This window comes from Micromonospora sp. WMMD961, assembly GCF_029626145.1.
GTDB lineage: Bacteria > Actinomycetota > Actinomycetes > Mycobacteriales > Micromonosporaceae > Micromonospora.
Genome location: NZ_JARUBJ010000002.1, coordinates 2,277,542 through 2,300,518, shown reverse-complemented (window position 1 = coordinate 2,300,518; position 22,977 = coordinate 2,277,542). Strand labels below are relative to the sequence as shown.

At 68.9% G+C, this 22,977-nt stretch carries 16 protein-coding genes; 3 read left to right on the top strand and 13 right to left on the bottom strand.

Annotated features, from left to right (window positions below; genetic code table 11):
* Window positions 1-34 precede the first annotated feature (34 nt).
* Window positions 35-3,583, top strand: a complete 3,549-nt coding sequence (locus tag O7614_RS10930) for a ThuA domain-containing protein (RefSeq protein ID WP_278138344.1) — start codon at window positions 35-37, stop codon at window positions 3,581-3,583.
* 87 nt (window positions 3,584-3,670) lie between these two features.
* Here O7614_RS10930 and O7614_RS10925 read toward each other — a convergent pair whose 3' ends face one another.
* From O7614_RS10925 to O7614_RS10890, 8 genes are all read right to left on the bottom strand, one after another.
* Window positions 3,671-4,678, bottom strand: coding sequence for an aldo/keto reductase (locus O7614_RS10925; RefSeq protein WP_278138343.1), 1,008 nt, complete (start codon window positions 4,676-4,678; stop codon window positions 3,671-3,673).
* A complete protein-coding gene (locus O7614_RS10920) occupies window positions 4,675-5,553 on the bottom strand; it encodes an amidohydrolase family protein (RefSeq protein WP_278138342.1) in 879 nt (292 codons plus the stop codon). Before O7614_RS10920 ends, O7614_RS10925 begins: the two co-directional genes overlap by 4 nt.
* Complete coding sequence (locus tag O7614_RS10915; RefSeq protein WP_278138341.1) at window positions 5,550-6,311, bottom strand: SDR family NAD(P)-dependent oxidoreductase; 762 nt, start codon at window positions 6,309-6,311, stop codon at window positions 5,550-5,552. Before O7614_RS10915 ends, O7614_RS10920 begins: the two co-directional genes overlap by 4 nt.
* Window positions 6,308-7,333: an alcohol dehydrogenase catalytic domain-containing protein gene (locus O7614_RS10910; RefSeq protein WP_278138340.1), complete on the bottom strand. Its 1,026-nt coding sequence runs from the start codon at window positions 7,331-7,333 to the stop codon at window positions 6,308-6,310. Before O7614_RS10910 ends, O7614_RS10915 begins: the two co-directional genes overlap by 4 nt.
* A 109-nt stretch (window positions 7,334-7,442) precedes the next feature.
* On the bottom strand, window positions 7,443-8,663 hold the full coding sequence (locus tag O7614_RS10905; protein ID WP_278138339.1) for a mandelate racemase/muconate lactonizing enzyme family protein: 1,221 nt from the start codon (window positions 8,661-8,663) through the stop codon (window positions 7,443-7,445).
* Window position 8,664: 1 nt separating this feature from the next.
* Window positions 8,665-9,492, bottom strand: a complete 828-nt coding sequence (locus tag O7614_RS10900; protein WP_278138338.1) for a carbohydrate ABC transporter permease — start codon at window positions 9,490-9,492, stop codon at window positions 8,665-8,667.
* Complete coding sequence (locus tag O7614_RS10895; protein ID WP_278138337.1) at window positions 9,492-10,472, bottom strand: sugar ABC transporter permease; 981 nt, start codon at window positions 10,470-10,472, stop codon at window positions 9,492-9,494. The genes O7614_RS10900 and O7614_RS10895 overlap by 1 nt, the downstream gene beginning before the upstream one ends.
* Before the next feature lie 4 nt (window positions 10,473-10,476).
* Window positions 10,477-11,631: an extracellular solute-binding protein gene (locus tag O7614_RS10890; protein WP_278138336.1), complete on the bottom strand. Its 1,155-nt coding sequence runs from the start codon at window positions 11,629-11,631 to the stop codon at window positions 10,477-10,479.
* Between the two features lie 253 nt (window positions 11,632-11,884).
* On the opposite strand from O7614_RS10890, the gene O7614_RS10885 reads away from it, so the two are divergent.
* Window positions 11,885-12,655, top strand: coding sequence for a FadR/GntR family transcriptional regulator (locus O7614_RS10885; protein WP_278138335.1), 771 nt, complete (start codon window positions 11,885-11,887; stop codon window positions 12,653-12,655).
* A 75-nt stretch (window positions 12,656-12,730) separates the two neighbouring features.
* On the opposite strand, the gene O7614_RS10880 is transcribed toward O7614_RS10885, so the two are convergent.
* The 3 genes from O7614_RS10880 to O7614_RS10870 form a co-directional block, all read right to left on the bottom strand.
* Window positions 12,731-14,119 carry an RICIN domain-containing protein gene (locus tag O7614_RS10880; RefSeq protein ID WP_278138334.1) on the bottom strand — a complete coding sequence of 463 codons (1,389 nt, stop codon included), beginning with the start codon at window positions 14,117-14,119 and terminating at the stop codon, window positions 12,731-12,733.
* A 482-nt stretch (window positions 14,120-14,601) separates the two neighbouring features.
* On the bottom strand, window positions 14,602-16,068 hold the full coding sequence (locus O7614_RS10875) for an endo-1,4-beta-xylanase (RefSeq protein WP_278138333.1): 1,467 nt from the start codon (window positions 16,066-16,068) through the stop codon (window positions 14,602-14,604).
* A 455-nt stretch (window positions 16,069-16,523) separates the two neighbouring features.
* Window positions 16,524-17,522: a PaaX family transcriptional regulator C-terminal domain-containing protein gene (locus O7614_RS10870; RefSeq protein WP_278138332.1), complete on the bottom strand. Its 999-nt coding sequence runs from the start codon at window positions 17,520-17,522 to the stop codon at window positions 16,524-16,526.
* 263 nt (window positions 17,523-17,785) lie between these two features.
* Between O7614_RS10870 and O7614_RS10865 the strand changes: the two genes are divergently transcribed.
* Window positions 17,786-19,150, top strand: a complete 1,365-nt coding sequence (locus O7614_RS10865) for a PHB depolymerase family esterase (RefSeq protein ID WP_278138331.1) — start codon at window positions 17,786-17,788, stop codon at window positions 19,148-19,150.
* A gap of 81 nt (window positions 19,151-19,231) precedes the next feature.
* Here O7614_RS10865 and O7614_RS10860 read toward each other — a convergent pair whose 3' ends face one another.
* The gene (locus O7614_RS10860) at window positions 19,232-20,803 is read right to left on the bottom strand and encodes an arabinofuranosidase catalytic domain-containing protein (protein ID WP_278138330.1); all 1,572 of its coding nucleotides are present in this window, start codon (window positions 20,801-20,803) and stop codon (window positions 19,232-19,234) included.
* Between the two features lie 183 nt (window positions 20,804-20,986).
* A complete protein-coding gene (locus O7614_RS10855) occupies window positions 20,987-22,822 on the bottom strand; it encodes an RICIN domain-containing protein (RefSeq protein ID WP_278138329.1) in 1,836 nt (611 codons plus the stop codon).
* Window positions 22,823-22,977: the final 155 nt, after the last annotated feature.

Genomic DNA, 22,977 nt, shown 5'->3' with positions numbered 1-22,977 from the left:
CACACCCCCACGCCCGCCCAACCTAGGAGACGGCATGCGTCGCAACACATTGCTCATCTCAGTGATCGCCGGCCTGTTGCTGGCGCTCGGACTCGCTCCACCCGCCTCGGCGGCCCCGGCCTTCCGCGCACTGTTGTTCACCAAGACCGCCGGCTACCGGCACGACTCGATCCCCGCCGGGATCAGCATGTTCCAGCAGCAGGCCGCCGCGAACAACTTCGAGGTGGTGCACTCCGAGGATTCCAGCGTCTTCACCGCCGCCAACCTGGCGACCTTCGACGTCATCATCATGTTCCAGACCTCCGGCATGGTCTGGACCTCGGCGGCCCAGCGCCAGGCCGTGGAGGGTTACCTCGCCAGCGGCAAGGGCATCGTCGGCATCCACAACGCCACCGACATGGGCATCGAGTCCGAGTACCCGTGGTGGGACCAGACCATCAACGGCGGCGCCCACATGCCCGAACACTCCCCCGGCGTGCTGCAGGGCACCGCCATCGTCGCCGACAAGAAGCACCCGTCGACGACCAGCCTGCCGGACCGGTGGACCCGAAGTGAGGAGTGGTACAACTTCGACACCAACCCGCGCGGCAACGTGCACGTACTGGTGACCGCCGACGAGCGCACCTACAACCCCGGATCCCGGGCGATGGGCCCGGATCATCCGATCTCCTGGTGCCGCAACGCCGGCGGCGGGCGGGTGTGGGCCACCGCGATGGGCCACGCCATCGCCTCCTACAGCGAGACGAACTTCCAGAACCACGTCCTCGGTGGTGTCAAGTGGGCGGCCGGCAACGCGCCCGGGGACTGCGGCGGCACCGTCTGGGGCAACTTCGAGAAGCGCACCCTGGACGACAACACCGTCGACCCGATGGCGATGGGTGTGGCACCGGACGGGCGGGTCTTCTACGTCCAGCGCGGCGGCCAGGTGAAGATCTTCAAGCCCTCCACCAACAGCACGGTCACCGCCGGCACGCTCAGCGTCTACACCGGCGGCGAGGACGGCCTCACCGGCATGGCGCTGGACCCCAACTTCGCCAGCAACGGGTACATCTACCTGTACCACTCGCCGGCCAGCAGCAGCACCGACGTCAACCGGGTCTCCCGCTACACGGTCAGCGGTGACACGCTGAACACGTCCAGCGGTGTGACGATCATCGACATCCCGGCGTACCGGGACCGCACCTTCCCCGAACCCGGCCACACCGGCGGGTACATCAAGTTCGGTCCGGACGGCAACCTCTACATCGGCACCGGCGACGACACGCCGCCGAACCTCGACCCCAACTGGCAGGGTTACGCCCCGCTGGACTGGCGCTCGGGCAAGTCCAACCTGGACGCCGCCCGCAGCGCCGGCAACACCAACGACCTGCGCGGCAAGCTGCTGCGCATCCGGCCCTCGGCCAGCGGCGGCTACACCATCCCGACCGGCAACCTCTACCCCCAGGGCACCGCGCAGACCAAGCCCGAGGTCTACGCGATGGGCTTCCGCAACCCGTTCCGCTTCTCGATCGACCCGGCCAACGGCTGGGTCTACCTCGCCGACTACGGGCCGGACCGGAACCCGCCCACCACCAACCGGGGCCCCGAGGGCCTGGTCGAGCTCAACGTGATCAAGCAGGCCGGTAACTACGGCTGGCCGTTCTGCCACGGCGACAACCAGCCGTACGCGCCGTTCAACCCGGACACCGGCGTCGTCGGCTCGAAGTTCAACTGCAACTCGCCGGTCAACAACTCACCCAACAACACCGGCCTGACCAGCCTGAAGCCGGTCGTCGCACCCAACATCTGGTACGGCTACGGCACCTCGCCGACGTTCCCGGAGCTGGGCTCCGGTGGCTCCGCTCCGATGGGTGGGCCGATCTACCGGTACGACGCGTCGAACCCGTCCGCGACGAAGTTCCCGCCCTACTACGACGGCGTGCACTTCTTCTACGAGTGGGCGCGGAACTACATCAAGGAGGTGCACTTCGACTCCTCCTCGGCGGTGACCCGCACCAACCCGTTCCTGCCCAACACGCGGTTCAACAAGCCGATGGACATGGAGTTCGGCAAGGACGGCTCGCTCTACCTGCTGGAGTGGGGCACCAACTTCGGTGGCGGCAACAGCGACTCCGGGCTCTACCGGATCGACTACATCCAGGGCGGCCGGTCGCCGATCGCCAAGGCCACCGGCACGCCGACCAGTGGTAGCGCGCCGCTCACCGTCCAGTTCAGCAGCGCCGGCACGGCCGACCCGGACCCGGGCAACACGCTGAGCTACCAGTGGACGTTCGGTGACGGCACCACCTCCACCGCGGCCAACCCGTCGAAGGTGTACACCGCCAACGGCAACTACACGGCGCAGCTGAAGGTCACCGACAACACCGGTAAGACCGGCTTCGCCAACGTCCAGATCACCGTCGGCAACAGCGCGCCGGTGGTCACCATCACCACCCCGCCCAACGGGGGCATGCTCACCTTCGGTGACCGGGTGCCGTACCAGATCACCGTGACCGATCCGGACGGCGGCACCGTCGACTGCTCGAAGGTGTTCCTCAACCCGGCGCTCGGTCACGACGACCACGCCCACGAGACCACCGAGTACCCGGGCTGCTCGGGCACCATCTCCACCGACCTGCTCGGTGGGCACCCCGACGGCGCCAACCTGTTCTACGTACTGAACGCCCGCTACACCGACAGCGGAGGTGCGGGGGGCGCGGCTCCGCTCACCGGCACCGCGCAGACGATCCTGCAGCCGAAGCACAAGCAGTCCGAGTACTTCAGCGGCCAGTCCGGCATCCGGGTCGTCGACCAGGCCGCCGCGGAGAGCACCAAGCGCATCGGTGACATCTCCAGCAACGACTGGATCTCGTTCAGCCCGATGAGCCTGTCCGGCATCTCGACGGTCAGCTACCGGTTGTCGTCGCCGTCGGGTGGCGGCTCGATCGAGCTGCGGGCCGACTCGCCGACCGGCACCCTGCTGGCCACCACCACGGTGCCCAGCACGGGTGGCTGGGACAACTACCAGTCCACGACACCGGTGAGCGTCGCCGCCCTCGGCGGGACGCACACGCTCTACATGGTGTTCAAGAACAGCAACAACTCGTTCGATCTGGACTCGCACACGTTCGGCGGCAACGGCGTCGGCACACCCACCAACGGTGGCGGCGGTCTGGCTGGCAAGACCTACACGCTCACGGCGCAGCACAGCGGCAAGCTGATGGACGTCAGCGGGGTCTCCACCGCCGACGGCGCCCAGATCACCCAGTGGGCTGCCACCGGCGGCAACAACCAGAAGTGGCAGGCCGTCGACGCCGGTAGCGGTGCGGTCTACCTCAAGGCGGTGCACAGCGGCAAGTGCGTCGAGGTGATCGGCAGCTCGACCGCGGCGGGTGCCTTCCTCCAGCAGGCCACCTGCAACAACGGCAACCAGCAGAAGTTCACCGCGACCGCGACCGGAACCTCCGGCGTGTACACGGTGCGCAACGTGCTGAGCGGCCTCTGCGTGGACGTCAACGGTGCCGCCACCGCGGACGGTGCCCGTCTGTTGCAGTGGACCTGCCACAGCGCCGCCAACCAACAGTGGCGCTTCACCGCGCTGTGAGCTGCGGCTTGTCGCGGTAACGAATGACGTCCCGGTCGGGACCGGTGTCCGATGAACGGCGCCGCTCCCGACCGGGACGTCTTCCTGTCAGCCGCGTCCGGAGGCGTCGTCCTGGCCTGGCGACGCGGCGAGCAGCCCCGCCGTCACCAACGCGCCCCAGAGTTCGTCGGGCACGGCGGTCTCGGACCGTCGCACCGTCTCGGTCACCTGCGCGCCGTCGCGCACCCCGACGACCGTCGACACCACTGTCGGATGCCTGCGTACGAAGGCGAGCGCCGCCTGCGGCAGGGTCACCCCGTACGTCTCGCAGACCGCCGCGATCCGCCGCGCCCGCTCGATCACCTCCGCCGGCGCCTGCCGGTAGTTGTAGACGGCGTCGGCCGGTGGCCGCTCCCGTGCCAGCAGCCCCGAGTTGTAGACGCCCGCGATGACGACGCCCACCCCCCGGCTCTCGGCGGCCGGCAACAGGTCGTCCGCCGCGCCCTGCTCCAGCAGGGTGTACCGCCCGGCGCACATCAGCACGTCGACGTCGGTCTCCCGCACGAACCGCGCCAGCATCGCCGACTGGTTCATGCCCGCGCCGATCGCGCCCACGACGCCCTGGTCACGCAGCTCGACCAGGGCGGGTACGGCCTCGTGCGCCGCCTGCTCCCAGTGGTCGTCCGGGTCGTGCAGGTAGACCACGTCCACCCGGTCCAGCCCGGTACGGACCAGGCTGGCCTCGATCGAGCGGAGGACACCGTCGCGGCTGAAGTCCCAGACCCGCCGGTGGCTGGCCGGCACGTCGAACCCGTCGGAGTCGCGCAGGTGCGCGTCCTGCGGCGACGGCACCAGGATTCGGCCGACCTTCGTCGACACCACGTACTCGTCACGTGGCCGCTCTCGCAACGCGGCGCCGAGCCGGCGCTCGGACAACCCCAGCCCGTAGTGCGGCGCGGTGTCGTAGTACCGGACGCCCGCCTCCCAGGCCGTGTCGACCGCCGACGCGAACTCCTCGTCCGTCGTCGTCCGGTACAGGTTGCCGCCCTGGGCCGCGCCGAAGCCCAGCTCGGTGAGGCGTACCTCCGGCCGGAGCGGTAGTGCCCGCGCCCTCACGCCGCCTCCAGCCCGTAGACCCGGCGTGCCGTGCCGCCCCAGACTGCCGCCTGGTCGGCCGCGTCGTGGTCTCCCAGCAGCTCCGCCAGCGCCTCGACCCAGCGAGCGTACGAGCTGGCGAGCAGGCAGACCGGCCAGTCCGAGCCGTACATCAGTCGGCCCGGCCCGAACGCGTCGAGCGCGTCCTCGACGGCCGGTCGGAGGTCTCCCGGTGTCCAGGACGGCCGATCCACCTCCGTCACCAGCCCGGAGATCTTCGCCGTCGTGTTGGGCGCATCCGCCAACGCCCGCAGGTCGCGGGTCCACTCCGTCATCTCCGGACGGTCCAGCGCGGGCTTGCCCAGGTGGTCGAGGACGAAACTCACCTCCGGCAGGTCGTGCGCCAGGCGCGTGGCCATGGGTAGCTGGTGCTGGCGGACCAGCAGGTCGAACACCAGCCCCGCCGCACCCACCGCGGCGATCCCCCGCCGGACGTCCGGACGGTCCAGGTACGCCGGGTCGGTCTCGCTCTGCACGAGGTGACGGATGCCGACGAGGCGTTCCCCGCCGGGCGCCGCCCGCAGGCGGTCGATGCGGGCGGCGACGTCGGCGGCGGTCAGGTCCACCCAGCCGACGACTCCACGGACGAGGGTGTCCTCGGCCGCGATGCCCAGCAGGTCCACCGTCTCCGCCTCCGACGCGATGGACTGCACCACCACGGTCGCGGTGACCCCGGCCGCCCGGGCCAGCGGCGCGAGGTCGGCGGGCTCGAAGTCGGCGTCGATGGCCGCCATCGTCACCGGGTCGATCCACGACTGGGGGTGCCGGGCGCGGACCCAGAGGTGGTGGTGCGCGTCGACGATCCCGGCCCGCCGAGGCCCCGGCCCGCCGGTCATCGGCCCAGCCAACCGCCGTCGACGGGCAGCACGATCCCGTTGACGTAGTCGGATGCGGCCGACGCCAGGAAGACGGTGGCGCCCCCGAGATCGTCGGCGCGGCCCCACCGGGCGGCCGGGATCCGGGCGAGGATCGCCTGGTTACGGTCGGGGTCGTCGCGCAGCGCCTGGGTGTTGTCGGTCGCGATGTAGCCGGGGGCGATCGCGTTGACGTTCACCCCGTGGGCCGCCCACTCGTTCGCCAACGCCTTGGTGAGGCCGGCCACGCCCGACTTCGACGCGGCGTAGCCGGGGACGGTGATGCCGCCCTGGAAGCTCAGCAGCGACGCCGTGAAGATGATCTTCCCTCGGCCGCGCTCGACCATCGTCCGGCCGATCTCCCGGCTCAGGACGAACTGGCTGCTGAGGTTCACCTCGATCACCTGGTCCCACATCTCGTCCGGGTGCTCCGCGGCCGGAGTGCGGGCGATCGTGCCACCGTTGTTGACCAGGATGTCCACGGGCCCGAGAGCCGTGAGGTCCCGGGCCAAGCCGTGCACGGCGGCCCGGTCACCGAGGTCGACCCGCAGCGCGGTGAACCGGCGGCCGGCGGCCCGCACCAGGCGTTCGACCTCGCTGCCGCTCGCTTCGAGCTGGGCGGAGACGCCGACGATGTCAGCACCGGCCAGGGCCAGGGCCTCGGCCATGGCGAGGCCGATGCCGCGCCGGGCCCCGGTCACCACTGCGGTCTTACCGGACAGGTCGAACAGCGCCGTCATTTGCTACCTCCCTGTAGATCGAGCAGCACCTTCATGACGCCGCCGCCTTCGAGCGCCGTGAAGGCGGCGGCGGCCGCGTCGATCGGCTCGACCCGGGAGATGAGCTGTCGTGCCGGGATCGCGCCCGAGGCGACCAACCGGATCGCCTCCACCATGTCGTCTCGCTGGTAGAGCCGGGCACCGAGGAGTTCCAGCTCGCGCCAGAAGAACCGGTGCAGGTTGACCTCGCGGGGCTTGGGGTGGATCGCCACCATCACCAACCGGCCCCGGGTGGTGAGGACGTCGACCGCCGTGGTGACACCGGCGGCAGCACCGGACACTTCGAAGGCGATGTCGGCGCCCGCCCCGTCGGTGCGGTCGTTGACGAGTGCCACGACGTCGGTCGAACCGGGGTCGACGGCCTCGATCCCGACGCCGCCGGCCACCTCACGCCGGTAAGGGTCCGGCTCGACCAGGAGCACCCGCGCACCACGGCTCTGCGCGACGGTCGCGATGAGCACCCCCACCGGCCCACCGCCGACCACGACCACCTGGTCGTCGGCGGACACACGTCCCCGCCGGACGTCGTGCACGGCGACCGCGACCGGTTCCACGAGCGCCGCGTGGTCGAGCGGTAGTTCCTCTGGCAGTGGCAGGACCAGCTCCGCCGGCACGTTCCAGGACGACTGCATGGCGCCTGCCGAGTCGATACCGAGGAAGTTCATGGCGTGGCAGATGTGCGACGTGCCGCGCTGGCAGGCCGCGCACTGTCCGCACGGGCGGGTCGGCATCACGGTGACGGGCTGGCCGACGGTCACGCCGTCGACGTCAGCGCCGACCGCCGCGACTCGCCCGGACATCTCGTGCCCGATGATCGCGGAGTCACCGACCCGGGTGTCCATGTCGCCGTGGTAGATGTGCAGGTCGGTGCCACAGATTCCGGTGTAGGCCACGTCGATCCGCACCTCTCCGGGACCGGGTGGCACCGGTTCGCGGTCTTCGATTCCGAGGTCACGCGCCCCCCGGTAGACGACTGCCTTCATCGATCCTCCGTCTCGACGGTCGGTACGTCGGTCGTGCCGACCGAGCATGGTCGTGGGTGCACCGCCGCGACGGTGCACCCACGCTCCTCCTGACGTGGTGCTCAGCTCACTACCGCCCGGTGGGCGCCACCTCGTTGTGCGAGTTCAGCGACACGACGGGCACCTGCCGGCCCGCGACGATACCGTCGACACCGGCCAGCAGCCGGCGGCCGGCGCGCTCCGGCCGGACGTTGGGACTGTCGGCCGTCTGCGCCTGCGGACGGCGGTTGCCGGCCCGGATCAGCTCCTCGTCGACGCGGACACCGAGCCCGGGTGAATCGCCGAGGATGAAGGCGCCGTCCTCGACGTGCAGGTCGATGGAGACACCGGCCGGCCGGTGCAGGTCCTGCAGCTCGCTGGTCAGGTGGTTCGGCACCGAGGTCGCCGCGTGCAGCAGCCCGACCGGGCTGTTGCCGATCGGGCTGACCGGCAGGTCGTGGGCGTGGGCGAGGGCGGACACCCGCAGGAAGTGGGTGACCCCCCAGACGGCGGCCATCTGGACGATGTCGACAGCGCCGGCGGCGATCAGCGGGCGGTACTGTTCGAGCCCGGTGAGGTTCTCGCCGGTGGCGACCGACGCGGACACTCCTCGGCTGACGGCGGCGTGCCCCTCGGCGTCCCAACGCCGGACGGGCTCCTCGATCCAGATGAGGTCGAGGGCGCGTTCGAGTTCGCAGACGTGCCGCACGGCCTGCTTGCGGGTCCATGCCTCGTTGACGTCGAGCATCAGACCTGGCCGCCGGCCGTGCCCGGCCTCGGTCAGGACGTCTCCGACCAGGCCGAGCCGGTGCCGGTCCCGCTCGATGTCGAGGCCACCCTTGAGCTTGGCGGCCCGCAGGCCGTGGCTGGCGTAGACCTCGTACGCCGCGACGAGTTCGTCGTCGGTCAACCCGATGTCCAGGCCGGAGGCGTAGGCGTTGACCCGCCGGTCGCGTCCGCCCAGCAGCCGCCACAGTGGCTCGCCGGCAGCCTGCGCCTTGATGTCCCACAGTGCGGTGTCGAGGGCGCCGATGGTGCCGAACACCGGTCCCGCGTGCCCGGCCTTGAAGGTGTGCCGCAGCATGCGGTCGTACAGGGCCGTCACCGCACGGGGGTCTTCGCCCTCGATCGCAGCGAAGATCCGCTCGATCTCGACGTGCGGCCCGAGGCCGACGCCCGTGATGCCCTCGTCGGTGTCGACGAGGACGATCGAGACCGGGACCACCCCGTCGGCGAACACGCCGTTGGCGTCGCCGACGGGGCGCCCCCATTCCTGGACCGTGGTGAGCGTCCGAAATCCCGTGATCCGCATGTCAACCCTTCGTGGAACCGGCGGCTACGCCGTCGGCAATTTGGCGCTGGAGGAACAGGTAGACCAAAAGGACGGGTATCGCGGCGATCAGCACCCCGGAGGCGAAGGTCGGGATGTTGTCGGAGTACTGCCCTCGCAACGAGGTCACCCCGATCATGAGCGTCCGGTTCTCCGCCGACGGCATCATCACCAGCGCCATGAGGACGTCGTTCCAGCAGAACAGGGCGTTGAGGATGCCGACCGACAGCAGCGCCGGGGTGCCCAGGGGCAGCATGATCCGGCGATACACGCCGTAGAGGGTGTTGCCGTCGATCCGGGCGGCGTCGATGATCTCCGGTGGGATGCCCTTGTAGTAGCTCGTCATCAGGAAGACGGTGAAGGGCAGGAACTGGGCCACGTAGACGAGGATCAGACCCGGATACGTGTCGATCAGTGCGGTGTCGGCCATGATCCGGGCGAGCGGCACCATGATCACCTGGAACGGGATGAAGAGCCCCGCGAGGCAGCCCAGGAACAACGCCGACGAGCCACGGAACCGCAACTGGCTCAGCGCGAAGCCGGCCATCGACCCGAGCAGGAGGAGCAGTAGCACCGACGACGTCACCACGACCAGCGAGTTGACGAAGTATCGGCCCATGCCGACGCTGGTCCACGCCGTGCTGATGTTCTCCCACTGCAGGGTGCTGGTCAGGGAGAACCGGTCCAGGATGTAGTCCCGGCGGGTCTTCAACGCGACGTTGGCGGTGAAGAGCAGCGGGTAGATCGTCGCCACCGCGAGCAGTGACATCGGGATGGCGATCATCCACCGTCCCAGACGGACGCGGGACATCAGTCCACCTTTCCCGATCGTTCGAGCAGCTTGATCTGCAACAGACCCACCACGAGCATGATCGCGAAGAGGATCGTGGACGCGGCGGACGCGAGCGCCGGCCGGTTCATCTGGCCCTGCTGGATCCAGATGTAGTACTCCGGCAGGTACGTCGAGCCCTCCGGACCACCGCTGGTCATGACGAACAGCAGCCCGAACATGGAGGTCAGCATCCCGATCATCGTGGTCACGAAGACGAACTGGATGGTCCGCGAGAGGCTCGGGATGATCACGTGCCAGACGACCTGGCGCAGTGACGCGCCGTCGACCCGGGCGGCGTCCAGCAGCGCGGCGTCGAGCGTGGCGAAGCCGGCGAGGAAGACCACCAGGGCCATACCGAAGGTGGCCCAGATGTGTACGCCCACCACCACGAACATCGCGACGTCCGGGTCGCCGAGCCAGTCCACCGGGCTGACCCCGGCCGAGCCGAGGACGGCGTTGACCGGGCCGTCGAAGGCGAGCAGCAGGTTGAAGATCGCCCCGACGATGACCGGTGAGAGCACCGCGGGGAAGAAGTAGACGCTGCGGTAGAGACGGTGGCCCGGCACCCGAAGGTAGATGAACGTGGCGAGGAGACCGGGGATCGCCACCGCCACCGGAAGCAGCAACACCAGCAGACCGACGTTGCCCAGCGCGGTACGGAACAGCGGGTCACCGAACAGCTCTTGGTAGTTGCCGAACCCGACCGCTTCCCCGTTCTGTTCACCGTCACCGGTGAAGGAGAAGTTGACGCCGAGGATCAGCGGGTAGAGCCGCAGCGCCACGATGATCAGGACAGCCGGAGCGACCAGGATGTAGGGAGCGAAGCGCTCGGCCCCCGAACCGCCGCGGGTGCGACGGGGACGGGTGCCACCCCGGCGTGCGGAGGGTGTGGGCGCCGGGCTGCCGGCCCGCCCGGCCGAAGCCAGGCGGACCGACGGTTGCGTGTTTCCGATCGACACGGGGTCAGCCGGCCTGGTCGGAAGCGGCCAACTGCTTCACCACCTCGTCGACGGTGATCGAACCGCTGAGCAGCTGCTGGGACAGGCGCCCCATCAGGTCGATCGTCTTCGAGGAGAGCGCGACGTGCAGAGCCGGCTTACCGGTCTTCAGCTCGCCGACGATGGTGGCGGCGGCCGGGCCGGCCTGCGACACGTCGATCGTGGTGTCGGCGACGATCGCCCCGGCGTCGGCGTAGAAGGCCTTCAGCGCCTCGGCCGAGGTCAGGGAGCGCACCAGGTCGGCGGCCACCTTCGGGTCCTTGGTCCACTTGGCGACCGCGTAGCCGATGCCACCGTCGTACGGAAGACTCGGGGTGGTGCCGGCGGTGACGACCGGAGCCTTCATCACGCCGAGCTTCTCCGGGGTCAGGAACTCGTTGAAGTCCTGCCAGTGCCCGACGTCCGACATGAGGCCCATGACGTGGGCGGCCTTGCCGGACTGGAAGGCCGCGAAGGAGTCGTTGAACATGGCGGTGGAGTTGGCCCCGTCCGTGTTCATCTTCCTGTCCCCGGTCTCCTTCCAGAGCTCGAAGATCCGCTTCACGTTCGGCGAGTTCCAGTCGCGCTTGCCGGTGATCCAGGCGTCGTACTCCGCCGCGGTGAGGGTGACCGACCCCATGCTGGAGAGCCAGAACTGGATGCCGACGCCCTCCTTGTTGCCGAGGGCGAAGCACTTGGAGCCGGCCTTGGCGACGGCGGCGCAGTCCGCGACGAACTTGTCCCAGGTGGTCGCCGGGCTGGCCGGGTCGAGTCCGGCCTTCTGGTAGATCGTCTTGTTGTAGTAGATCGGGTAACCCTGCAGCGTCACCGGGCCGCCGTAGACCTTGCCGTCCTTGGTGAACGCCTCCCAGCCGGCCAGTCGCTGCTTGTCCTCGGCCACGTAGTCGGTGAGCGGCACCAACGCGTCCACCCGGTCGCGGATCTGGCCGCCGCCGTTGAACATCATGACGTCCGGGCCCTTACCGGACTGGATCGCCGCACCGAGCAACGTGTAGTACTGGTCGAAGGGCTGCGCGACGAATTCGACCTCGACGTCCGCGTGCTTCTGCTTGAAGTCGGCCTTCGCCTTGTCCAGATACGATTTGGCGAACGGCTCGCCGGACTTCCAGTCCCACACCACCAACTTGCCCTCGGAACTCTTGGACGAGCTCGAGTCGCTAGCACTTCCACAGCCGGTCAGGGCCAGTCCAACAACGAAGACGGCCGACCATATTGCGCGCTGTCTCATGAGTTGTCACCTCTGAAAGTGGGGTGGCCGACGACCCTGCCGTCTGCCATCGTTGATCGGAAAGTAACTCGTATGACGTGTGACGTCAATACTCGGCCGTAGACTGGCCGGGACGTCGTGCCACGGCGAGTCATTCGGAGGGGACATGACGCCAGCTCAGGAGACAGCGCTGAACAATCCGGCAAGCCCGGCGTGGGTACGTCGACCGACAAACCTCGCCCGGGCGGTCACCGCCGAACTCGTGCAGCGCATCGTCCGTGGCGTACACCCGTCGGGTACGTCCCTGCCTCCTGAGCCCATCCTCTGCGAGACCTTCTCGGTGAGCCGGACCGTCGTCCGAGAAGCAGTCAAGATCCTTCAGGAGAAGGGGCTGGTGCAGGTCCGCCAGGGCGCCGGCACCATGGTCACCCCGGCCTCACAGTGGGACATGCTCGACGAACTGGTCCTCGCGGCCACCATCGCCGAGGACGACAGCCTCGCGATCCTCGACGACCTGGTCGTCACCCGACGGGTGCTCGAGTCCGACATGGCGAACGTCGCCGCCCGGCTCGCCGACGCGGAGACCATCGACCGGCTGCGTGCCATGGTCGACGGGATGGACGAACTGGTCGACGACCACGTGACGTACCACGAGCATGACCGGGCCTTCCACGACACGATCATGCAGGCCTCCGGCAACCGCATCGCTCGCGGTGTCGTACGCGCGCTGGAGAGCCAGGTCATCAACACCGCCAGCTACATGGGCCGCACCGAGCGCGCCCTGTGCGTGGCGTCCAACCAGGGCCACCGGCGGATCTACGAGCGCATCGCCGCCCACGACTCCGAGGGTGCCGCCGAGGCGATGTTCACCCACATCACCGAGGCCTGGCTGGTCCGCCGCAGCGGCTCGGGCAAGCCGGTTCGTCTGCAACGCTGAGCGGCAGCGCCACACTCCCCGCACGGGAGCGGACGCTGCCGCCGACGTCAGCGCCGGCCTCGCCGGCGACCAGGGTCAGGAGAACTGCGCGAAGAACCTCCAGATCTCACCCTTGGTCCAGGTCGTGATGCCACTCTCGGCGTAGGTGCCGTCCACCGGGCCGGGCATGTGGCCGTTGTCGTACGCGGCCCACTGCACCGGGTACCCAGACCGGCAGCCCGAGTAGGTGGTGGTGATGTGGGTGCGGCTACCCGCGCCCGGCTCGGGCGGGTTCTGGGCGGTGCACCCGTTGTTCCGGACGAACGTGTCGCGCAGCGACCGCCCCTGGGAGATGCTCAGGACGTTGTCCGAGATGCCGTGCAGGCCGAAGTACGCGATGGGCTGCGTCCCGCCGCTGCACCCGCTGATCTGTCCACCGGAGATGACCGCGACGGCCCGGAAGACGGTGGCCCGGGCGCAGGCGATGGCGTAGCTCATGCCGCCACCCCAGCTGAAGCCGAGGGCGAACCGCTGCCGCGGGTTGACACAGAGACTGCTCTCGATCCGGCTGATCATGTCATCGACGAAAGTGATGTCCTCACCGCCGGAATTGCCCCAACCATTGCCGAACCCCTGCGGGGCGACCAGGATCGCGCTGTTGTTCGACTGTTCCTGCTGCCCGTAGTAGGACCACGGCGTTCCGCTGGTGCCGCCGGAGGAGACGTCCTGCATGGTGCCGCCCCGCCAGTGGAAGGCGAAGATCAGCCGGTAGGGGTTGCTGTTGTTGTAGTTGGCCGGTACCCGCAGGGTGAAGGTTCGGCTCTTGCCGTTGCTCTGGATCGTGTGGATGCCGCTGGACAGCGTCGGCGCCTTGCCACAGCCGCTGCCACCGGACGGTGGCGGGTTCGTGCCGCCGTCGGTACGGACGAGCTGCCACTGCTGGTTGGCGCCGTTCCAGTCGGCGTACTGCACGATGTTGCCACCGTCGGCCGTGGACGCTCCCTGCACCTCCATCGCCTTGCTGCTGTGCCGGCTGATCAGTCGGACGTGGCCGCCGTCCGAGTCGGCCAGGCGGAACTGCTGGTTCGTGCCGTTGAGGTCGGACCACTGGACGATCGCGCCGCCGTCGGCGGTCGAGAAGCCGCTGACGTCGAGCACCTTGCCGGAGTGCCGGGACTTCACCCGGTAGTAGCCACCCCCCGAGTCCACGAACTGCCACTGCTGGTTGGCGCCGTTGTTGCGGGTCCACTGGCTGATTCGCGCGCCGTCGTTGGTGGCCGAGGCGTACAGGTCCAGCGCCTTGCCGCTGTTGCGGTTGACCAGGACGTACCAGGCGTTGGTGTCCACGGTCGCCGCCGCCGCGGGCGCCGGGTTGACCGCGACGAGCGCGCCGGCCGCCATGACCGCGGCCGCCGCCGCAGCCAACCCGGACCGCCAGCGACGTCTTGGTGGAGAGGCGGGACGAGCCTCACCGATGACCTTCATGGTGCACTCCTTCGATCGGGGTCACCCACGATCAGAACGCAAGCGGGTGCCCTGGCGTGCGTGCCGGCGACTGGTGGTGGCGTCAGCACGTCTGGGGTATGGGATCTGGCCGCCGCCGAGCGACCTTGGACCCGGGCCACGGACCGACCGGGGATCAGGCCCGCGCCGGGTGTGCGGTGCCCATCTGGCTCCCGGCAGCCACCTGGCCCGCGGGTGAAATTAGCGCTAACGACGTCATACGTCAAACGATTGACATCGATTCGCTTTGGGATCCCACGGCTGGCGGTATGGGCTCTGGCAACGCCCCTCGGGTCTTCGGGCCTGGACGCAGCAGTGACTTGACGTCACCGTTGTTATCGCTCACAGTCGATGGACGATGGGGCGGCGCCGATCGGGCGAGCGGCACCTCCTCAGCGGGCACGAACAGCGGCCCGCCCCGGGTGGGGGCGGGCCGCTGTCCTTGCACCAACCTTGTCCGGTCGCTATCCGATCCGGACCAACTGCCACTGCTGGTTGTTGCCGCCCCAGTCGGCGTACTGGACGACGTTTCCTCCGTCCGCGGTGGACGCGCCCTGCACCTCGACCGCCTTGCCGCTGTTGCGGTTGATCAGCCGCAGGTACCCGTCGGACGAGTTGGCGATCCGGAACTGCTGGTTCGTGCCGTTGAGGTCGGACCACTGGACGATCGCGCCGCCGTCGGCGGTCGAGAAGCCGCTGACGTCGAGCACCTTGCCGGAGTGTCGGGACTTCAGCCGGTAGTAGCCGCCTCCCGAGTCAACGAACTGCCACTGCTGGTTGTTGCCGTTGTTCCGCGACCACTGGCTGATCCGCGCACCGTCGTTGGTCGCCGAGGCGTACAGGTCCAGGGCCTTGCCGCTGTTCCGGTTCAGCAGGACGTACCAGGCGCTGGTGTCCACGCCGGAACCCGGCGGAGGCGTGGTGGGCGGGGTCGAGCCGCCGTTGAGCGCGTCCAGGACGGCGGTGTACGCGGCCTTCTTGTTGCCGTTGCAGTCGAACAGCAGCGCGTTGTCCGAGCCACGCCACGAGTCACAGTCACGCACACCCCAGGTGGTGATGCCGGTGCAGCGGGAGACGGCCAGGCAGGCGCGGGTGACCGCACCGAAGATGTTCGCCTGGTTGCCACCGGTCATCACGTCCAACTCGGTGATCTGCACATCCACACCGAGATCGGCGAAACGCTGCAGATTCGCCTGGTAGTCAGAGGCCAACGACGTACCCAGGTGCGACTGGAACCCCACACAGTCGATCGGCACACCACGGGACTTGAAGTCCCGCACCATGTTGTAGATCCCCGTCGACTTCGCGTTGATCCCGTCGGTGTTGTAGTCGTTGTAACACAACTTCGCACCCGGATCCGCCGCCCGCGCCGCCCGGAACGCCGCCTCGATCCAGTCATTACCCGTCCGCTGCAGATTCGAGTCACGCCGCCCACCCGAACCACCATCGGCGAACGCCTCGTTCACCACATCCCACGAGTGGATCTTCCCCCGGTAATGCGTCGCCACCTGCGTGACGTGGTTGATCGCCGCGTTGCGCAACGCACTACCCGACATGCCCTGCGCCCAACCCGGCTGCTGCGCATGCCACAGCAGGGTGTGACCCCGCACGCTCATCCCGTTGGCCTGCGCGTGACTGACCAGACGATCACCACTGGAGTGATTGAACACCCCCTGCTGCGGCTCGTTGGAGGCCCACTTCATCTCGTTCTCAGCCACGACACTGTTGAACTCACGGTTCAGGATCGTCGTGTACGCGCTGGTGGACAACTTGTTGACAGCGACGGCGGCACCGAAGTAACGGCCCTTCTCCGCAGCCGCCGCCTTCAACGTCGTGCCGGCGCCGGCTGCGGGAGTCAGCGCCACGGTCATACCGGTGGTGAGGGCGACGGCGAGGGTCGCCGCCGCCAGCAACGTTCTCCGTGGTTTCATGTCGTTCCTTCTCAGTGGTTGCATCGGTGGTGGTGATGTGCCACTTCAGTCAGGACGGCCGCCTGGTGCCGGCGCACGCAGCTGGGGAAGGCGTTCGCCGGCACTGCCGGGAGCCCTGAGGTGACGTCCGCCTGCCCGGAGGGGACGTCGGGAGCCGAGGCACGACCCGCAGGGTTCGCCCGGTGAACCCAACACAGCGATCGCTCTCTATGTCGAGAGTGAGCGATAACATGCCGTTCGTCAAGTCGTAACGAGCCGTTCACGCCATTCCGCCGGAACACCTCGAATCGCCCACCACCGGCCGCCTGCGGGGATCTCTGCCTTTCGTCGCGCCACCTGCGGACGGGCCGGACCGTCGGACCACCGGGAGACGCCTGACGGTGGTCCTGTTATCGCTCACAGCTAGGAGAGACTGGGCGACGACGACGCGTACCGGCCGCAGCAGCGGGCGGTCGTCAGCCAGCAGACCCGCCGCGCCCCCGCTCCGCCAGGCTCGCCTCGACACGTACTCCGGCAAGCATGTCGGCGGTGGTGTGTGCCCGGATGTCGGGCTGTGTACCGTCGGCGAACCGCGCGACGACCGCCCGAACGTGTCGCTCGGCGGGCGCGGCGAGGCCGTCGTAGACAGCCGCGAACAACTCCTGCGCCGCCCCCCGGAGCCACCCCTTCGGGAGGAGTTCCACAGGCAACTGCGGATCAAGTGCGGGGAACCGCCGGAAGGTGTCCATCACCTCGGTACGTGCCCGCACCGCGGCGGCACCGTCGACCTCCCCGGACACCACAGCGGGCAGCAGCGGCGTCCAGCGCCGGAGGAACGCGTCGTAACTCCGGCTGATCGCCTCGATGTCCCAGGCCTCGATCGGGGCACGATGAATAGCCGACGCGAGCGGGGCCTGCCGGCCGCGAAACACCGTCACGGCACCGAGGGTGAGCTGTTCGAGACGAGCCCGGGCCGGGGCGTTCAGTTCGCGCGGCGAGATCCACAGCCCGTCGTACAACGGCGCGTAGCCGAGCCACCGCAGCTGAGCCCGCAGGGCTCGGCGCTGCGTACTCAACTCCTGCGGCAGCGAGAAGGCGACGACCGTCCAGCACCCGTCCCATCGCACCGTCGAGGTGGTGGAGGTGAGGATCCAGTGGGCGCCGGCGGAGAGGCTGGCGGCCGCGGCGGGGCTGAGCCGGTACGAGCTGCGCCGTCCCAGTCGGCTGCCCTCCAGGACGCCACGGCGGGCCAGCCGGCTGATCGCGGTGCGCGCCCCGGCCGTCGTCACGCCGGTCTCTCCGAGCAGCGCCACGATGGCGGCGGACGGGAGGGAGACACGAGTCCGCAGCGTGTAGTCCGCCAACAGGGTCACGGCGACCCCCTGGGGCGAGTTGCCCACCTGTCGTCGGGGCAGCCGGAGCTCGTGGTCTCCGTCGTCCGGATATATCTCGTCGATGTCGAACGGGCTTGCCACAGGCGCTCCGTGCTCTTCAGGGACGGTGTGACGACTGTAGACGGATTGCCGCCCCGCCCGCCCCCGGGACCGGCTATCGATCGAGTTGTTTCGATTGACACTTGTCGGCCCGAGGGGAACACTAATTGCCACGCAATGCCGTCCGGAGCCGGGCAGGGCAAGCCACAGGTAGCGGGCAGGCGCGATCACGCGGGAACCGGGCGCACCCGCTGACGGATCGCGCGACCAATCCCAGCCGAACCGGCAATCGAAGGAGTCGTCCGTTGAGAATCAAGAGAAAACTGCTGCTCGCCCTCGCCTTGCCGCTGGTGACAGCCGGCCTGGTGGTCCCCGCGCTCCGGCCCGCGTACGCGGCGTCGCTGACCGAGGTGACCAGCTTCGGGGACAACCCGGGGCGGATGCGCATGCACGTCTACGTACCGGACAACCGCCCGGCCAAGCCGGCGACGGTGGTGGCCATGCACGGCTGCGGAGGATCTGGCCCCGGCTTCTACTCCGGAAGCGAGTTCGCCAGCCTCGCCGACCGCTACGGCTACATCGTGATCTACCCGTCCGCCACCCAGCAGGCCGGCTTCGGCAACTGCTTCGACACCTGGTCGGACGCCGCCAAGCGGCGTGGTGGGGGCAGTGACCCGGTGTCGATCATCTCGATGATCCGGTACGTGCAACAGCAGTACGCGGCCGACCCGGACCGGGTCTACGCCACCGGCAGCTCGTCCGGCGGCATGATGACCAACCACATGCTGGCGCTCTACCCTGACGTGTTCAAGGCCGGCGCCGCGTTCATGGGCGTGCCGTTCAACTGCTTCGCCAACGCGGCCGACTACCCGCCCGGCAGCAGCCAGTGCACCGGCGGAAACATGAACCGCACTCCGCAGCAGTGGGGTGACGCGGTCCGTCAGGCGTACCCGGGCTACTCCGGGCCCCGCCCGCGCGTGCAGCTCTGGCACGGCACCAGCGACACGCTCGTCCCGTACTCACTGCTGCAGGAGACGATCGAGCAGTGGACGAACGTGTTCGGCCTGAGCCAGACGCCGACCTCCACCGACACACCCCAGGCCAACTGGAACCGGCGTCGGTACGCCGACTCCAGCGGCACCGTCCAGGTCGAGGCGTACAGCATCCAGGGCGCCGGGCACAGCCTGCCCTCCGGCGGTATGGCCGCCGCTGCCGTGCAGTTCTTCGGTCTGACCAACCCCACGACGCCGCCGCCGACCACCCCACCCCCGACCACGCCGCCGCCCACCACGCCGCCGCCCACCACGCCCCCGCCCACCACGCCGCCCCCGACCACGCCGCCGCCGACCAACGGCGCCTGCCGGGTGGCCGTCGCCGTCAACGCCTGGAACAACGGCCTGACCGAGAACATCACCATCACCAACACCGGCACCAGCGCCGTCAACGGCTGGTCCCTGGTCTTCACCCTGCCGAGCGGGCAGACCATCACCTCGGGCTGGAACGCCACCTACTCGCCCAGCTCCGGGCAGGTGACGGCCCGGAACGTCTCCTACAACGGCGGCATCCCCGCCAACGGCTCGGTGACCATCGGCTTCCAGGCCACCCACAGCGGCAACAACGCCAGACCGTCCTCGTTCACCCTCAACGGCGCGTCCTGCACCATCGCCTGAGACCGGGCCCGCGTCGACACCGTGCGCCGGTCACCACGACATCTGGTGACCGGCGCACGACTCGTTCGGACGTCGCCGGGGTCAGCGGTAACCGGCGCTCACCACGCTGGCCTGCACCGCGTTCTCGGTCGCGTCGGACGGGTAGCCGGCGACCATGGCCCCCTCGTAGAAGGTGCCGGCGCTCAGGTTCGCGCCGCCGTCGGGCTTGCAGCAGTCACCACCACTGCCCAGGATGATCGCGCCCTGCTTCTTCATCGGGCTGTATCCGGGCGGGAGCGAGCCGTCGTACAGCGTGTAGAGACTGCCGGACTGGGCGTCGCTGCCCTTGATGGCGAAGCGGGTCGTACCGTTGTTCTTCAGCGTCGCGGTGACGAACTTGCTGGTGAACGCGCGCTGGTTCGGGTTCCAGGTCTGGCTGCCGCCCGGGAAGAGGCCCCACTCCAGGTCCGCCTGCACCCAGGGCCCGCTGCCGGAGCAGCCGCCGAACCAGCACTGCTTGCTGAAGTTGATGGCGTCCATCGCCCCGGCGGCGTCGGCCTTCCTGGTCGTCTCGCTGTTGCCGTAGTCGAAGCAGCAGCCGCTGTTGACGTGGGTGCCGCTGGTGACCATGTACATGCCCTCAGGAGCAGCGCCGGTCGGCACGCCGGTGAGGTGCCCGTCGCGCCAGTAGCTGTTACCCGGGTTGATGTAGAGCGAGTACGCCTTGGCTCCGCCCACGGTCAGCGACTCCGACGTCGCGATCGCCGGCTTGCTCTGCGGCGAGCCCGGCACGACGCTGGAGCCCTGGTACCAGAGGTCGTTCCCGCGACCGGACTGGTCGAAGACGACGGTGATCACGCAGGTCGTGCCGGAGCAGAAGGAGTCCTGCGTCGCCGCGACGGCGGTGCCGCCCGCGCCGGACACCGCAATGTTGCGGGTCGTGTTGTCCGACGAGCGTCGCACCTGGTAGAGGTTGCCGGCGTACGCCGCGTAGAGAGCACGCGTCGTGCTGTGTGCGGCGATGCACGGGGTGCCGCCGGAGGCGTAGATGTCGCACGGGCGCGCGCCGCTCGGCGGTGGGGTGGTGGGCGGTGGCGTGCTCGGCGAGGTCCACTGCTGGTTGGTGCCGCCGTTGCAGGCCCAGAGGATCAGCTTGGTGCCGTTCGCGGTGGCGGCGGCGTTGGCGTCCAGACAGAGCCCGGACTGCACACCGGTGATGGTGCCGTTGCTGTTGACGTTCCACTGTTGGTTGTTCTGGCCGTTGCAGTCCCAGATGATCGCCTGAGTGCCGTTGGTGGTGCCTCGGCCCGAGGCGTCCAGGCACTTGTTGCCGTACACAGTGAGCTGTCTGCTCGACGTCCAGGTCCAGGTCTGACCGGCGCTGCCGTTGCAGTCCCACAGTTGGGTCTGGGTGCCGTTGGTGGTGCTGGAGTTCGGCACCTCGACGCAGCGACCGGACTGGGTGCCGACGATCGTGGTGGCCTGCCCCGGCTCGATCGCCGCGGACACGGCTGCGGCGGCTTCGGTGGCGAAAGGTGAGGTGGCGGGTGTGACGCCGTAACCGACGAGCACGCCGACCAGGGCTGCGGCCAGAACGCTCAGACGTCGGACGCGACGGCGTCTCGGGACGGGATCGGGGGCCTTTCCTGGCCCACCGGGGGACGGGGTTCGCACGAGGTGGCTCCTCGGAGTCGCAGAGGCGGGGGATGATCGACACGCGACGGGCGGCGGTGGAGTCGGCGAATCGATTCGCAACGAATGGTAGGATCTTTGCTTTATTCATGTCAATGAATGCCATGGGTGGGAGGTGCGCCGACCGCCGGGCGCGCGGTCAGCGCATCACCCCGCCGAGGGCATCTACCGCCCCAGGACCCGCCACGTCTGGTTCAACGGGCTGCCCACGCTGACCGCCCTGCAGGGCCACTGGTGGACCGGCGCACCGGGTGCCGTGGAGACCGTGCTGACGTCGACGCACTTGCCACTGTGCCGGGCGACCAGTTGGTAGTCGTGCGAGTCGTTGCCCGAGTAGGTCACCTTGCGCAGACTGAACTGCTGGTTGAGGCCGTTCAGGCAGGTCCACTGGTGCACGGCCGCGCCGTCGGCGGTGGACACGCCGCTGACGTCGAGGCACTTGCCACTCTGCTGGTTGACCACGGTGTACGTGTTCGCCACACCGGCTACCGGGCGGAAGTTCCAGAGCTGCTGGTCACCGCCGTCGCAGTGGTTCTGCTGTTGGACGTTGCCGTCGGCGGTGCTCAGGCCGGCGTTGTTCAGGCACTGCTGGGAGTGCTGCGCCACGGCCACCGACTGGAAGCCACCGTCGGCGGGAGGCAGCAGGGTCAGCGTGTAGGTGTCGGTCTGGTTGGTGTACGGCAGTGTCACCGTGGCGTTGTTGCCGGACACGTTCACCACGCTGTTCGAGACCGTCACCGGCCCCTGCACCGCACCGCCGTTGTTGTGCGGGATGCGCTGGGTGAGCACCCGGACCTGGTTGTTCTGCACGATGCCGTCGGTGGTGTCGAGGCGTTGCAGGTTGACGGTCAGGTTCCCGGTGGTACGACCAGCACCGATCAGCACCTTCGCCGAGCCGGCGGCCTTCGTGGCGTACGCGTCGTACGACTGACTCGGGGTCACCCCGACGATCTGCCCGGTCTGGGAGGCGTAGAAGCGGTAGTTCCACCACTCACCCTTGGGCTGGTGCTGCCCGGCCGAGTTGCGGATCAACAGGTTGCCGAGGTCGTTGTGCAGGCTGCCGCCGCTGGCCCAGTTCGCCCGCAGGCCGTCGGCCCTGGCCCGCTCCAGACGGGCGATGTACCAGGCGCCGTCGGCCGGGTTCTGCTCGTCGGGGGCGCCGTATTCGTTGATCTGGTACGGACGCGGGTGGGCGATGCCGCGCGGGTCGAGGGTGGCGTTGGCGGCGGCGACGTTGGCGACCGGGTCACCGGGCAGCGAGTGCCAGCTGACGATGTCCGGCACCGTGTTGGTCGAGCGGACGAAGTCCAGGTACTGGTTCCAGAAGGTGTGCGTGGTCGACGGTACGCAGGCACAGCTCGGCCCGACGATGAGCTGGCTCGGGAACTCCGCCCGGATGCGCTGGTAGGTCCGGCGCCACAGTTCGAGGTACTGGGAGATCGGGCGGTTCCAGAAGATGGTGATGTTGGGTTCGTTCCAGATGTCCCACTGCACCGACAGGCCGGACGCCCGGACGTCGCCGATCAGGCGGGTCAGGAAGTTGTCGTAGTCGGTCCAGTTGCCGTTGTCACCGGGGAAGCGGGAGATGCCCGCGCCGTCTGCACCCCACAGGTCGTGCGGCAGGATGATGAACTGCCCGCCGAGGGCGTTGGTCCGACGCGCCTGGGCGAGCGTGGAGTTCCAGCGGCGGTCGTAGGTTCCGCCGACCCAGCCGCTCCCCGGCAGCTGTGCGCCGCCGGCACGCATGTACTGGAACTTGACGTCGCGGTAGAAGTGGTCGGCCGGACCGCTGGCGTTCTCGGTCATGCCGTAGATCCAGCCGGAGGCGCGGTAGGTCGGCGCACCGCTGGTCGAGGAGAAGTCGACACTGATCGACTCGTTGGCAGCCTGGGCCGGGGATGGGACGACGGTTACGGCGGTCGTGGCGGCGAGAAGGCCGACCACGAGTCGGGCGACGATCGCACCGGCTCGTCCTGACCTGCCGCGGGACGGGGTTTTCACGGGCGGCTCCTTGGTGGGGCGTGGGGGACGCTCTCCGGAGGCAGCACTTGCGAATCGATTCGCACGGATCGTAGAACCGGGCACTGAACCGTGTCAATGAATTGACAGCTCGATGAAGACTGTGTTTCCCCGTCCGGCCGCCTGTCTCTTGACCA

What these genes read in the sequence shown, in the direction of transcription:
- O7614_RS10910 (WP_278138340.1), bottom strand. Translation starts at nt 7,333, where the DNA reads ATGAAGGCAGTCGTCTACCGGGGGGCGCGTGACCTCGGAATCGAAGAC.
- O7614_RS10875 (WP_278138333.1), bottom strand. Translation starts at nt 16,068, where the DNA reads ATGAAACCACGGAGAACGTTGCTGGCGGCGGCGACCCTCGCCGTCGCC.
- O7614_RS10905 (WP_278138339.1), bottom strand. Translation starts at nt 8,663, where the DNA reads ATGCGGATCACGGGATTTCGGACGCTCACCACGGTCCAGGAATGGGGG.
- O7614_RS10930 (WP_278138344.1), top strand. Translation starts at nt 35, where the DNA reads ATGCGTCGCAACACATTGCTCATCTCAGTGATCGCCGGCCTGTTGCTG.
- O7614_RS10880 (WP_278138334.1), bottom strand. Translation starts at nt 14,119, where the DNA reads ATGAAGGTCATCGGTGAGGCTCGTCCCGCCTCTCCACCAAGACGTCGC.
- O7614_RS10900 (WP_278138338.1), bottom strand. Translation starts at nt 9,492, where the DNA reads ATGTCCCGCGTCCGTCTGGGACGGTGGATGATCGCCATCCCGATGTCA.
- O7614_RS10885 (WP_278138335.1), top strand. Translation starts at nt 11,885, where the DNA reads ATGACGCCAGCTCAGGAGACAGCGCTGAACAATCCGGCAAGCCCGGCG.
- O7614_RS10920 (WP_278138342.1), bottom strand. Translation starts at nt 5,553, where the DNA reads ATGACCGGCGGGCCGGGGCCTCGGCGGGCCGGGATCGTCGACGCGCAC.
- O7614_RS10915 (WP_278138341.1), bottom strand. Translation starts at nt 6,311, where the DNA reads ATGACGGCGCTGTTCGACCTGTCCGGTAAGACCGCAGTGGTGACCGGG.